Source organism: Bradyrhizobium genomosp. I (2014), from assembly GCF_000261685.1.
Taxonomy (GTDB): domain Bacteria; phylum Pseudomonadota; class Alphaproteobacteria; order Rhizobiales; family Xanthobacteraceae; genus Bradyrhizobium.
On sequence record NZ_AJQE01000168.1, the window covers coordinates 13,152 to 25,796 of the forward strand.

At 66.2% G+C, this 12,645-nt stretch carries 15 protein-coding genes; 9 read left to right on the forward strand and 6 right to left on the reverse strand.

Going from position 1 to position 12,645, the window contains the following annotated elements; all coding sequences use genetic code 11:
- Window positions 1-41: 41 nt before the first annotated feature.
- The 5 genes from IC50_RS16110 to IC50_RS16130 all read right to left on the reverse strand — a co-directional run bounded on the left by IC50_RS16110 (window position 42) and on the right by IC50_RS16130 (window position 4,444).
- Entirely contained in the window at window positions 42-773 is a 732-nt protein-coding gene (locus IC50_RS16110; protein ID WP_035706454.1) for an SDR family NAD(P)-dependent oxidoreductase, read from the reverse strand.
- Window positions 774-855: 82 nt separating this feature from the next.
- Window positions 856-1,359 (reverse strand): DUF6496 domain-containing protein, encoded by a 504-nt coding sequence (locus IC50_RS16115; RefSeq protein WP_035706456.1) that lies wholly within the window; start codon window positions 1,357-1,359, stop codon window positions 856-858.
- Window positions 1,360-1,427: 68 nt separating this feature from the next.
- Complete coding sequence (locus IC50_RS16120; protein ID WP_035706459.1) at window positions 1,428-2,210, reverse strand: alpha/beta fold hydrolase; 783 nt, start codon at window positions 2,208-2,210, stop codon at window positions 1,428-1,430.
- A 4-nt stretch (window positions 2,211-2,214) separates the two neighbouring features.
- A complete protein-coding gene (locus IC50_RS16125; protein WP_035706461.1) occupies window positions 2,215-3,510 on the reverse strand; it encodes an O-acetylhomoserine aminocarboxypropyltransferase in 1,296 nt (431 codons plus the stop codon).
- 151 nt (window positions 3,511-3,661) lie between these two features.
- Window positions 3,662-4,444, reverse strand: coding sequence for an IclR family transcriptional regulator (locus IC50_RS16130; protein WP_244429599.1), 783 nt, complete (start codon window positions 4,442-4,444; stop codon window positions 3,662-3,664).
- Between the two features lie 158 nt (window positions 4,445-4,602).
- On the opposite strand from IC50_RS16130, the gene IC50_RS16135 reads away from it, so the two are divergent.
- The 6 genes from IC50_RS16135 to IC50_RS16160 are packed head-to-tail and all read left to right on the forward strand — an operon-like array spanning window position 4,603 to window position 9,211.
- The gene (locus IC50_RS16135; RefSeq protein WP_035706465.1) at window positions 4,603-5,568 is read left to right on the forward strand and encodes a Bug family tripartite tricarboxylate transporter substrate binding protein; all 966 of its coding nucleotides are present in this window, start codon (window positions 4,603-4,605) and stop codon (window positions 5,566-5,568) included.
- Window positions 5,569-5,571: 3 nt separating this feature from the next.
- A complete protein-coding gene (locus tag IC50_RS16140; protein WP_035706468.1) occupies window positions 5,572-6,189 on the forward strand; it encodes a flavin reductase family protein in 618 nt (205 codons plus the stop codon).
- 54 nt (window positions 6,190-6,243) lie between these two features.
- Complete coding sequence (locus tag IC50_RS16145; protein ID WP_035706470.1) at window positions 6,244-7,104, forward strand: fumarylacetoacetate hydrolase family protein; 861 nt, start codon at window positions 6,244-6,246, stop codon at window positions 7,102-7,104.
- A 3-nt stretch (window positions 7,105-7,107) separates the two neighbouring features.
- Window positions 7,108-7,911, forward strand: coding sequence for a 2-oxo-hept-4-ene-1,7-dioate hydratase (gene hpaH, locus IC50_RS16150; RefSeq protein WP_035706474.1), 804 nt, complete (start codon window positions 7,108-7,110; stop codon window positions 7,909-7,911).
- Between the two features lie 25 nt (window positions 7,912-7,936).
- Window positions 7,937-8,323, forward strand: coding sequence for a RidA family protein (locus tag IC50_RS16155; protein ID WP_035706477.1), 387 nt, complete (start codon window positions 7,937-7,939; stop codon window positions 8,321-8,323).
- A gap of 12 nt (window positions 8,324-8,335) precedes the next feature.
- On the forward strand, window positions 8,336-9,211 hold the full coding sequence (locus IC50_RS16160) for an amidohydrolase family protein (RefSeq protein WP_035706479.1): 876 nt from the start codon (window positions 8,336-8,338) through the stop codon (window positions 9,209-9,211).
- A 138-nt stretch (window positions 9,212-9,349) separates the two neighbouring features.
- On the opposite strand, the gene IC50_RS16165 is transcribed toward IC50_RS16160, so the two are convergent.
- Window positions 9,350-10,342 (reverse strand): LLM class flavin-dependent oxidoreductase, encoded by a 993-nt coding sequence (locus IC50_RS16165; protein WP_035706484.1) that lies wholly within the window; start codon window positions 10,340-10,342, stop codon window positions 9,350-9,352.
- 252 nt (window positions 10,343-10,594) lie between these two features.
- Between IC50_RS16165 and IC50_RS16170 the strand changes: the two genes are divergently transcribed.
- From IC50_RS16170 to IC50_RS16180, 3 genes are all read left to right on the forward strand, one after another.
- Complete coding sequence (locus IC50_RS16170; protein ID WP_035706487.1) at window positions 10,595-11,098, forward strand: twin-arginine translocation pathway signal; 504 nt, start codon at window positions 10,595-10,597, stop codon at window positions 11,096-11,098.
- Window positions 11,099-11,110: 12 nt separating this feature from the next.
- Window positions 11,111-11,749: a ferric reductase-like transmembrane domain-containing protein gene (locus IC50_RS16175; protein WP_035706490.1), complete on the forward strand. Its 639-nt coding sequence runs from the start codon at window positions 11,111-11,113 to the stop codon at window positions 11,747-11,749.
- Between the two features lie 176 nt (window positions 11,750-11,925).
- Window positions 11,926-12,420: a Crp/Fnr family transcriptional regulator gene (locus IC50_RS16180; RefSeq protein WP_035706492.1), complete on the forward strand. Its 495-nt coding sequence runs from the start codon at window positions 11,926-11,928 to the stop codon at window positions 12,418-12,420.
- Window positions 12,421-12,645 lie beyond the last annotated feature (225 nt).

The window sequence follows — 12,645 nt, forward strand, 5'->3', positions numbered from 1 at the left end:
ATCGGCAGCTGATCGTCAAGCCCGGGCGTGACGGCGTGCGCTCAGTTAAACGCCATGCCCCCGCTCAGCGCCACGGTCTGTCCGGTCATGTAGGCATTGTCGACGAGCAGCATCACGGCTTTCGCCACTTCCTCCGCCGTGCCGAAGCGGCCGAGCGGGATGCGGCTGACGAGCTGGGGCTGGCCGCTCATCATGTCGGTCTCGATCAGCGACGGCGCCACTGCGTTGACGGTGATTCCCTCCTTCACGAGCCGCGCAGCATAGCCTCGCGTGAGGCCTTCCATTCCGGCCTTGGATGCATTGTAGTGCGGGCCGATCGAGCCGGCGCCGCGCGCCGCGCCCGAGGAAATGTTGACGATGCGGCCCCACGTTCTCGCGCGCATCGACGGCAGAACGGCCTGCGTGCACAGGAAGGCGGATTTCAGGTTGACCAGGATGGTGCGGTCGAAATCATCCTCGGTGAGATCGTCGATGCCGCGCGTGATGGCGATACCGGCATTGTTGACGAGGATGTCGATCGGCCCGAGCCCGGCCGTGACGCGCTCGACCATTCCAGCCACGGCCTCGGCTTGCGAGACGTCGGCGGCGACGACGATGGCGCGGCCGCCTTGCCTGCCGATCTCGCCGGCCAGCTGCTCGGCCTGCCCGATCTGCTGGCGGCAATTGATCGCCACGGCAGCGCCCGCATCGGCCAGCGCGCGACAGACGGCAGCACCGATTCCGCGCGAGCCGCCGGTGACGAGCGCCGTGCGCCCCTTGAGAGTCTCTGACATGAAAGCTCCAATCGATGCAATGGAGGGCCGGATCGTCGTGCGACAGCCGCTGGCATTCAACTCACAAGGTCGCTAGAGGGCATCAACTCCGGCGGCGCGCCCGGGTGCGCGCCGCCTTCTTTGCTGTGGCGGAGCGGACCTTGGCGCCCTTGGTGTGGCTCGCTTTCCGCGCGGCGGCCGAACGTGACGCCGCGGTTCGGCGGCTTGCGGCCCGCTTGCCCTGTTTTGACAGCGCGCTCCGCGATGCCGCCGAGCGCGGCTCCTTCTTCAGGACGTTCTCGACGGCGCGCGATACCTTCGGCCGGCGCTTCGGTGTGCGTTCTCCCTGGCCGACCTCGTAGGCATATTTGGCGCCGCGGCGCGTCGACTTCTTGGTGCGCCCCTTGCGCGGCGGCGGCAGGTCGACGCCGGCGCGTCGCGCCTCGGACAGTCCGATGGCAATGGCCTGACGCGTCGAGCGCGCGCCGTGCTTGCCCTTGCGGATCTTGTCGATCTCGTCCTTGACGAATTCGCCGGCCTGCGTGCTGGCCGACTTGCCCTCACGCTTGTCCTGCCTCGCTTTACGGATGACTTCCTGTCTTGGCATTGTCGAGTTCCCGTTCTTGATTGGCAGGGATATCTGACCGCAACGCGCAAGGCGGAAGATCGATCCGCTTAGTTCCTCAGTGCCGCCAGCAGCTCGTCCGGGCGCTCGGCCATGATCATGTGGCCGGCGCCGGGCACCACGACGGTCTTCGCATGCGGGATCGCGGCGGCGAGCGCCTTGCCGGCCTTCGCCGGGGTCATCATGTCGCGCTCGCCGAGGATCAATGTCGTCGGCACCTTCACGCTTGCGGCGGCCGCAAGCGCATTCGTGTAGGCATTGCAGGCCGACAGATCTCTGAACAGCACGCCCGGCTCGCATGCCTTCAGCACGGCCTGCGCGCCGCCATGCATCCACAGGCCCGGCGCGAGGCTGCCGCCGAGCTCGGCCTTGAAGCCGAGACCCCAGATCGAGACCATGTCGTTTGCATCCTGCGAATTGGCTTCGGCCGCCTTCAGGAGATCCGGGCCGACCGTCATGGTCGCGGCGGTGCCGATCAGGCTCAGCGCGGAGACCTTGTCGGGATGCCGCGCCGCCGTCTCCAGCGAGATCAGCGAGCCCATGGAATGGCCGATCAGATGCGCCCTAGTGGCGCCGGCCGCATCCAGCAGCGCCGCCGTCCAATCCGCCATCTCCGCGATGCTGCCGAGGGAAGGCCCGGCGGAGCGGCCGTGGCCGGGCAGGTCGAGTGCAAGCACGGCAAAACCGTGATGGGCGAACCAGCGCGTATGCAGCGCCCAGGTGGAATGATCGAAGCCGGCGCCGTGGATGAACACCACCGCGGGCAGCGACTTGTCGAAGTCGCGGCCGCCGGTTGCGACAAACACATCGGTGCCGTTGACGGAGAGCTTCATGGCGTCAGACCTTTTGCGAGATGCGCAGCGCTTGGGCGAGATCGTCGATGATGTCGCTCGCCGTCTCGATGCCGACCGACAGCCGCACCAGCTCCTCGCCGATCCCGGCCGCCTCGAGCTGCTCGGCATCCATCTGCTGATGCGTGGTCGAGGCCGGGTGGATCACCAGCGTCTTGGCGTCGCCGACATTGGCGAGATGGCTGATCATGCGTAAGCCTTCGATGAACTTGCGGCCCGCGGGGCGTCCGCCCTTGATGCCGAAGGAGACGATCGAGCCGGCGCCGCGCGGCAAGAGCTGCTTTGCCAGCTGATGGTCAGGATGATTTTCGAGCGCGGGATGCAGCACCCAGTCGACGGCCTTGTTCGACTTCAGCGCCTCGAGCACGAGATGCGTGTTCTGCATGTGGCGGTCCATGCGCACGGGAAGCGTCTCCACGCCTTGCAACAGCTGGAACGCGTTGGTCGGCGACAGGCAGGCGCCGAAATCGCGCAGACCTTCGGTGCGCGCGCGCATGATGAAGGCCGCCGTCCCGAACTGCTCGTCGAAGACGATGCCGTGATAGCCGCCATAGGGCTCGGTCAGCACGCCGAACTTGCCGGAAGAGCGCCAGTCGAAGCGGCCGCCGTCGACGATGGCGCCGCCGATCGCGATGCCGTGGCCGCCGATCCATTTGGTCGCCGAATGCATGACGATGTCGGCGCCCAGCTCGATCGGGCGGCTGAGATAGGGCGTGGCAAAGGTGTTGTCGATCAGCAGCGGGATCCTGGCCTCATGCGCGATCGCCGCGACCTTGGGAATGTCGAGCACCTCCAGCCCGGGATTGCCGATGGTCTCGCCGATCACGAGCCTGGTGTTCGGCTGGATCGCCGCGCGGAACGCGTCGAGATCGCGCGGCTTGACAAAGGTGGTGGTGATGCCGAAGCGCGGCAGCGTGTGCGCGAGCAGGTTAATGGTGCCGCCATAGAGCGAGCTCGACGCCACGATGTGGTCGCCGGCATTGAGCAGCGTCGCGATGGCGAGATGCAGCGCGGCCATGCCGCTCGCGGTGCAGATCGCGCCGACGCCGCCCTCGAGCGCGGCGAGCCGCTCCTCCAGCACGCCGGTGGTCGGATTGGAGATGCGGGTATAGATGTGGCCGGCGCGCTCCAGGTTGAACAGCGCCGCGGCGTGGTCCGAATCCTGGAACACATAGGACGTGGTCTGGTAGATCGGCACCGCCCGGGCGCCGGTCACGGGATCCGGATGCTGGCCCGCATGCAGGCTCAGGGTCTCGAAAGCAGGCGGCTTTGGCGCGGGCATGCGTGGCCTCGTTGATCGGTCGGCGATGGCGGTCCTTGTGCCACAAAAACGTCTGCGAAGTCAGCCATTGACAGCGCCGCGCTCGCGGTGGGCTCCCTCGCCCCGCTTGCGCGGAGAGGCGAAGAGGTCCCGTCCGCGTCAGCCTCAACGCTTATCCCCCGATCGCCTGCTCGATCAGCCGCGCCTCGCGCAGCAAAATCTCCGCGACCTCCTGCTCGCGCCTTGGTCCGAGCCTCGTGCGAACGGCGGAGACGGTCATCGCCGCGGCGGGTTGCCCGTCCGGCGTCTTGATCCAGGTCGAGAGCGATTTCGTCCCCTGCACCAGGCCGATCTCCCGCAGGCCATAGCCCAGCCGTCTGGCGGCGGTCACCTCGCCCAGCACCGTCGCCACATCGGTCCGGTAGGCCTCGAACCGCTTCTCGTTGGCTGCGACGATCTTTCGCGCGTCCGACGCCGGCATCGCGGCGAGGATGGCGACGCCGGCGCTGGAGACGCCGAGCGGCCGGCGCGCGCCGACCTCGATCGACAGCACCTGGATCGGATAGACGCCGATCCTGCGATCGACGCACAGCGTGTCGTTGCCGGTGCGCACCGTCAGGAACAGCGTGTCGCCGATCTCGGCGGAGGCGCGCTGCAGCGACGGATTTGCGGCGACCAGCAGCCGCGAGGGTCGCGGCCGTGCGAGCGCCAGCTCCGGCACCTGGTTGCCGATCGCGTAGCGGAGGGTCCGCTCGTGCCGCTCGACGATGCCTTCCTCGATCAGCACGTGGACGATGCGATGCACGGTCGGGCGGGTGAGACCGGTCGCGCGCACCACCTCGGCCAATGGCACACCGTGTTCGCGGCCTGCGGCCAGGATGCGCAGCACCGCGAGGGCGCGCCGGATCGCCTGCGCGCCCTGCCGCGGCACCACGGCGCTGCGGGCGGATCTCATCGCGCGTCCCTTGTCCATAATATGGACAAGAACGCCACAAATCCCTCGACAGGGCAAGCGCGCATCTGGAGATTGCGCTCCGATCGGAGTGTCTTTGAGCTGTCTTGCGCGACGTCAGGGCATTCGAAATGAGTCGGAAACGCCGCCGGGAGGTTAACATGAGATTAATCTGGATTGCCATAGCTGCCGTCACCGCGATGCTGGCGGGGCCTGCATCGGGCCAGCAATGGCCGGCGCGCAACGTCAAGCTGATCGTGCCCTATCCCGCCGGCGGCAATGTCGACAGCGCCGCGCGCATCGTCGCCGACAAGCTCCAGGAGAAGCTCGGCCAGCCCTTCATCATCGAGAACAAGGCCGGTGCCGGCGGCATGATCGCGGGCGAAGCCTTCGCGAAATCCGCGCCCGACGGCTACACGCTGTTCGTCGGCGCCAACGGCCCGGTGCTGTTCGCGACCGAGATCAACAAGCGCGACGCCTACAACTGGAAGAAGGACTTCCTGCCGATCTCGACGATCTCGATGACGCCGCTGGTGCTCGAGGTTCATCCGTCGCTGCAGGCCAACACTTTCAAGGAATTCATCGACCTCGCCAAGCGCGAGCCCGGCAAGCTGACCATGGCCTCGCCCGGACCCGGCACCACCAACCATCTGCTCAGCGAGCTGATGCAGTCGAACCTCGGCCTGCAATGGGTCACGGCGCATTACCGCGGCAATGCGCCGGCCATCAACGATCTGCTCGGCGGCCAGGTTCAGTTCGCGTTCGACCAGCTCACGGTCAGTCTCCAGCACATCAAGGCCGGCCTGTTCCGCGCGCTCGCGGTCACCAGCCCGCACCGCCTGAAGTCGCTGCCCGACGTGCCGACCTTCGCCGAGCTCGGCTACAAGGATTTCGACGGCCAGACCTTTACGGGCCTCTTCGCGCCCGCCGGCACGCCGGCGCCGATCGTGGACAAGCTGCACGAGACGCTGGTTGCGATCCTGAAAGATCCCGCCGTGATCGACAAGTTCGAGAAGCTTGGCGGCGAAGCCACGCCGATGACGCCGGACGAGTTCAAGGCCTATCTCGAGCGCGAGGACGCCAAGTGGATTCCGGTGGTGCGCAAGGCCAACATCGCGGCCAACTGAGCCATGCGGATCGATCCCACCGAGCTCGGCGCCGAGCGCATCTACCGCCTGATGACCGGCATCGTGGTGCCGCGCCCGATCGCGTGGGTCACGAGCCTGTCACGTGGCGGCGTGCTCAACCTCGCTCCGTTCAGCGCCTTCACCTTCGTCTCTCAGAAGCCGCCGATGCTCGCCATCAGCGTCGGCCGCAAGGGCGCCGAGTACAAGGACACCGCACACAACATCCTCGATACCGAGGAATACGTGATCCATATCGCCGACGCACCTCTGATGTCCGCGGTGCACGACTCATCCGTCGAGCATCCGCCTGAAATCAGCGAGGTCGAGCATCTCGGGCTGGAGACGCTGCCCTGCGACCTCATCAAGGTGCGACGGCTCGCGGCCGCGCCGGTCGCGATGGAATGCCGCTTTCGGCAATGCCTCGAATTCGGCGAGGCCAAGAGCCGGCTGATCGTCGGCGAGGTCGTCATGTTTCATCTGCGCGACGGCCTCGTGAACGACGGCAAGGTCGAGACCACGGCGCTCGACCCGATCGCCCGCATCGGCGGGCCGCGCTACGCCCGCCTCGGCGAGATCGTGACGCTGAAGACCGTGTTTCAGACTCCCAAATCGAAAGACTGAGCGCGCGGGTTTGTCTCGCGCCCAGCTGCCTCAAGATCATCGGAGGAATTCACAATGCGACTCCTGAGCTATCTCGTGGACGGAGAGCCGCGCTATGGTGCTGCCGTCGAAGGCGGTGTGGTCGATCTGACCAGGCGGATCGGCCGCGACTTCTCGGATGTGAAGGCGCTGATCGCAGCCAATGCGCTCGCCGATGCCCAGGAAGCGGTGGCCGGGCAGAAGCCCGACTACGCGCTGGAAAAGCTCGTCCTGCTGCCGCCGGTGCTGGCGCCGGAGAAGCTCTGGTGCATCGGCGTCAACTACGCCGAGCGCAATGCCGAATACAAGGACAATTCGGACCTGCCCAAATATCCGAGCCTGTTCGTGCGCAGCATATCGTCGATGACGGGCTCCGGCCAGCCCATCGAGAAGCCTGGCGTATCGGACCAGCTCGACTACGAGGGCGAGCTCGTCATCGTGATCGGGCAGGGCGGCCGCCACATTCCGCGCGAGAAAGCGTGGTCGCATATCTTCGGCATGACGCTGTGCAACGAGGGCACGATCCGCGACTGGCTGCGCCACGGCAAGTTCAACGTCACGCAAGGCAAGAATTTCGACCGCTCCGGCAGCATCGGTCCCTGGATCGTCACCGCGGACGAGCTCGATCCGCGCGGGCCGCACGACATCATCACGCGCGTCAACGGCGAGGTGCGGCAGCAGGATACGACCGAGCGGCTGATGTTCCCGTTCGACTTCCTGATCTCCTATCTCTCCACTTTCGCCACGCTGAAGCCCGGCGACATGATCGTGACGGGCACGCCGACCGGGGCGGGCGCGCGCTTCGACCCGCCGCGCTGGCTGAAAGTCGGCGACGTCGTCGAGGTCGAGTCGAGCCGCATCGGCGTGCTGCGCAACACGGTCGCCGCGGAGCAATAGATCATGCTGGATAGTGCGACGATCGAACGGCTTGCCGCGCGGCTCGACGAGGCCGAGCGCACGAAATCGCTGATTCCGATGTTCACAAAGGAGTATCCGGATTTCAGCATCGAGGATGCCTACGCGGTCCAGCGCGCCTGGACGAAACTGCAGCTCGGCCGCGGCCGCGTCATCAAGGGCCACAAGATCGGCCTGACCTCGAAGGCGATGCAGAACGCGGTCGGCATCTCCGAGCCGGATTACGGCGTGCTGTTCGCCGACATGTTCTATGCGGACGCTACGCCTGTTCCGTTCGACCGCTTCCACGCGCCGCGGATCGAGGTCGAGCTCGCCTTCGTGCTGAAGGCGCCGCTGCGCGGGCCCGATTGCACCATCTTCGACGTGCTCAACGCCACCGACTACGTCACGCCCGCACTGGAGATTCTGGAGACGCGCATGCACCGCGTCGATCCGGAGACAGGAAAGACGCGCAAGGTGATGGATACGATCTCCGACAACGCCGCCAACGCCGCGCTGGTGCTCGGCGGCCGGCCGTTCCGCCCGATGGATGCCGATCTGCGCTGGATCGGCGCGCTGCTGTTCCGCAACGGCGAGGCCGAGGAGACCGGGCTTGCCGCCGGCGTGCTCAATCATCCCGCCAACGGCATCGCCTGGCTCGCCAACCGCCTTGCGCCGCACGACGAATATCTCGCCGCTGGCGAGGTGGTGCTGGCGGGATCGTTCACGCGTCCCGTCGACATCCGCCGCGGCGACACCTTTCATGCCGACTATGGCACGTTCGGCTCGGTGTCGTGCCAATTCGTCTGAACCAACAAGCATCAGGGAGCGCACCATGACACGGCGCAAGAGCATCCACATCGGCGGCTTCAAGCACGTCAATCCGATTCCGAACGCCTGCCGCATCGGCAACCTCGTGATGTCGGGCGTCATCCTCGGCCGCGATCCCGCGACCAACGCGATGCCCGAGAGCCTCGACGCCCAGTGCGCCAACATGTTCGCGCACATGAAGGCGACGGTGGAGGCCGCCGGCGGCACCACCGACGACATCATCAAGATGACGGTGTGGCTGAAGGACCGCGGCAATCGCGGCCCCGTCAATGTCGAGTGGCTCAAGATGTTTCCGGACGAGCATTCGCGCCCGGCGCGCCATGCGCTGCCGATGGACAACATGGATGGCGGCGCGCTGGTGCAGTGCGACTTCACCGCCGTGATCGACTGAGGAGCTTTGCGCATGCCGACCTATCTGCCGTTCGATCCCAACCCGCGCCGCCCAAGCAAGGCGCCGCCGCCGAAGACCGTCGACAGCCAGTTTCACGTGCTGGGGCCCATCGACAAGTATCCGGAGCGCCCAGGCGCCGCCTATCGGATGCCGACCGCGACCTGGGAGGCGGCGCTGCGCATGCACAAGGCGCTCGGCATCGAGCGCGGCATCATCGTGCAGACCACGACCTATGGCGCCGATCATGCCGTCGTGCTCGACGGGCTCAAAGCGATGGGGTCGAACTATCGCGGCTGCGCCAACGCGCTGGTGTTCGCCGAGGCGAGCGACTCTTACCTCGCCAGGCTGCATGATGCTGGCGTGCGCGGCGCGCGCTTCAGCTTCCGCCAGGAGCTCGGCGCCGTGCTGTCGGACGCCGACTTCGCCCGCGCCATCGCCCGCATCCGCGAGCTCGGCTGGTACGTCAAGATCCAGCCCGAGAAGGACGGCATCATGTCGAGCGTCGCCAAGTACGAGAATCTCGACGTGCCCGTGCTGATCGATCACATGGCGCGCCCCGATCCCGAGGCCGGTAGGGCCGATCCGAACCTGCGCAAGATGCTGGAGCTGCTCGAGAAGGGCAATTTCTGGGTGATGCTGTCGCTCGGCGAGAAGACCTCCAAGACCGGGGCTCCCTACGACGACGTGATCCCGATCGCGCGCGCCTATATCGAGGCGGCGCCCGACCGCTGCGTCTGGGCCAGCGACTGGCCGCACCCGGTCTCGGTGAAGCAGCCGCCGAACGATGCCGACCTGCTCGAGCTGATGAACCGCTATGCGCCTGACGAGGCGGAGCTGGAAAAGATCCTGGTGCACAATCCGGCCAAGCTGTTCGGCTTTGCGGATTAGGAGGGGGAGCTGAACTGAGGTCGACTTCGGCGACAAGCAGCGCTCCCTCCGTTCCCTCCCCCACAAGGGGGGAGGGAACGCGCTTCCGTCGTCGCAGCAATCGAGCCTCACCCGGTCACGCGAGAGGTCGCACGCTACTCATGCCAATCTCTCCCGCACCTCGGCGGCGATCTCGAACGAGCGCAGCCGCGCGGCGTGGTCGTAGATCTGCCCCGTCGTCATCAATTCGTCCGCGCCGGTCTCGGCGATCAGCGCCTTCAGCTTCGCTTCGACCACGTCGGGCGAGCCGACCGCGGAGCATGACAGCGACTGGCCGACCATGGCCTTCTCCGCCGGCGACCACAGCGCGTCCATGTCGCCAGTCGGCGGCGGCAGCGGCCCCGGCGTGCCGCGGCGCAGATTGATGAACTGCTGCTGCAGCGATGAGAACATGCGCTGCGCCTCGCTCTCGCTGTCGGCCGCGAAGACGTTGACGCCGACCATCGCATAGGGCTTGTCGAGCTGCGCCGAAGGCTCGAAGCGCGCGCGATATTCGCGCAGCGCCGGCATCATCATCTGCGGCGCGAAATGCGAGGCGAACGCAAAGGGCAGGCCGAGCATCGCCGCAAGCTGCGCGCCAAAGGTGCTCGATCCCAGGATCCAGAGCGGCACCTTGGTCCCGATGCCGGGCACGGCGCGGATCGCCTGGTTCGGCTGCAAATCGCCGAGCAGCGCCTGCAATTCCAGCACATCATGCGGAAAATTCTCGGAACTGGTGGCGAGATCGCGCCGCAGCGCCCGCGCCGTGAACTGGTCGGTGCCCGGCGCGCGGCCGAGCCCGAGATCGATGCGTCCGGGATAGAGCGACTCCAGCGTGCCGAACTGCTCGGCGATGACCAGCGGCGAATGGTTCGGCAGCATGATCCCGCCGGAGCCGACGCGGATCGTCCTGGTCCCGCCCGCGATGTGGCCGATCACCACCGACGTCGCCGCGCTCGCGATCCCCGTCATGTTGTGATGCTCGGCGAGCCAGAACCGCTTGTAGCCCCAACGTTCGGCATGCTGGGCGAGGTCGAGCGAGTTGCGGAATGCCTGCGACGCGTCGCCGCCCTGGCGGATGGGTGCGAGGTCGAGGATGGAGAAGGGGATCATGTGAGGGTACCCGTGAGGGGCGCAAAGGGCGCGAGGCCTCACATATAGGAGGACAAAGGCGGGAATGCTGCACGGACCTGCCACGCGATTTGGATATCGATGGCGCACGTGTCCTTTGAGCCAATCGAGCGGCCCGCGCCCCGGTTCACAACACTGTTATTGCGACCTATGGCGCCCTTCATCTGAACTGGGCGTTTTGCGCTTGGTGTTGTAGCTTGCCGGGCAACTGCATGGTTGTCAGGAGGAACTGACATGACCAGGGTCGTACTCAACCGCCGTAGCCTGCTCGCCGCTGGCGGGTCCGTCCTCGCAACCGGCGTTTTGACATCAGGCGTTTCCGGTTTGCTGTTGCCCGCCCGTGCGGCAGGCCTCGCGCCGACCGAAACGATGTCCGGCGGGGCGAACAATTACCGCAAGGGCGCGGCGATCGTGGAGCGGATCGGCAAGGGCGGCTTCTGGATGAGCGGCACGGTGCGCCGCGCCGGCGACGGCGCGCCGCTCGCCGGGCAGCGCATCCAGATCTGGGCGCACACGGTCGAAGGGCAGGAGCACGAACCGCAGAGCCATGGCGCCACGCTCACCGACAAGGACGGCAAGTTCCGGCTCGAGATGCCGCAGATCATTCCGATCTTCGGCCAGCCGCATGGCCATCTCGCCTATGACAGTGGCGAGTTCAAGACCGTCTTCCTGCGGCCGGTGATGCGGAGCGCCAAGGAAACCAGCCTCGAGGCGCACTTCGTGCTGCAGCCGGTCTGAGCCGACCTGCAAATGAAGGGATGGAGATCGGCCCGGGCGATACTGATCTGGGCCGCCCTTGCCCTGGCCATTGGCGTCCCGATCGCCGCCGCTGCGGCAAGCGAGCAACTCGCATGGCGCGGCCCGGTCTATATCCTCGCCGGCTTCGCCGGGATCATCGCGCTCGGTCTCGTGCTGGTGCAGCCCCTGCTGATCGGCGGATATCTGCCGGGCCTGTCGGCCTATCGCGGACGGCGCGCCCATCACTGGATCGGCGGCGCGCTGGCGGTGGCGGTGGTGATTCACGTCGCCGGCCTCTGGTTCACCAGCCCGCCAGACATGATCGATGCCCTGACCTACGCATCGCCGACGCCGTTCTCGCCCTTCGGCGTGACCGCGATGTGGGCGATCTTCATCGTCGCGCTTCTGGCGGCCCTGCGCCGGCGGTTGGGATTGCGGCTGCGAACCTGGCGCATCGTCCATATCCCCCTCGCGATCGTCATCGTCGCAGGCAGCGTGGTGCATTGCCTGCTGATCGAGGGGACGATGGAGACGATCTCGAAGGCGGCGCTTTGCGCGCTCGTCCTTGCGGTGACCGTAAAGGTCATGATTGACCTGCAGGTGTGGCGGAAGCGAAGGACGGCGCGCGGGGAGAATGTCGCGCGGCAATGATCGGTGGATATTGGAGGTGAAGCCTCTCACCGCGTCATTGCGAGGAGCCCTTGCGACGAAGCAATCCAGACTGTCTCCACGGACGCATTCCTGGATTGCTTCGCTACGCTCGCAATGACGGAACCTCTGCGCCCGCCCAACTTGCCGCAGCCATCGACCAGGCGTAGCTTCGCGTAATGATCGTCACGCCCCCCGATCTGAAAGCGTTCCTGCTCGCGACGCCGTTCTTCGGCGGTCTTTCGGAGGCAAGCCTCGACCTGCTCATCTCGATGCTGGTCGAGCGCCGCTTCGAGGCCGAGGCGACCGTGGTGGCCGAGGGCGAGCCGGGGCGCTCGATGTTCATCGTCAAGTCCGGCCGGCTGGCGGTGAGCAAACGGACGCATACCGGCGGCGTCATCCCGATATCGCGTCTGGAGCCTGGCGATTTCTTCGGCGAGATGACGCTGATCGAAATGCAGAACCGCTCCGCCACGGTCGTCGCGGAGGCGCCGACCGTGCTATACGAGCTGACGGCCCAAAAGCTCTACGCCTGCTACAAGGCCGATATCCACGCCTATGTGATCATCCTGCAGAACATCAACCGCGAGCTGTGCCGACGGCTGCGCCGTGCCGACGATCGCTTCGCGGCACTGCAGGTGGGTGGCTCGTTTGATCGCGCGCAGGACGGGTAGAACTGTTGCGAAACCACTATGTTTCGCCGCTGAGCAAGGCTCGATCGGTCCTGGAAATCACGACTTATCGTGCGCGTACTTCTCCAAGACCAGCCGATTATATTCATCTCGCACGGCTCTTCGCGAAATATGCCCTTTCCGGTCTTTGGCGATTTTCAGAAGGTCGGGATCAGTCGGCGACCTCGAAGTCCGCCTGAATCTCGCAAAGAGCCGGCTCGGAGGCGA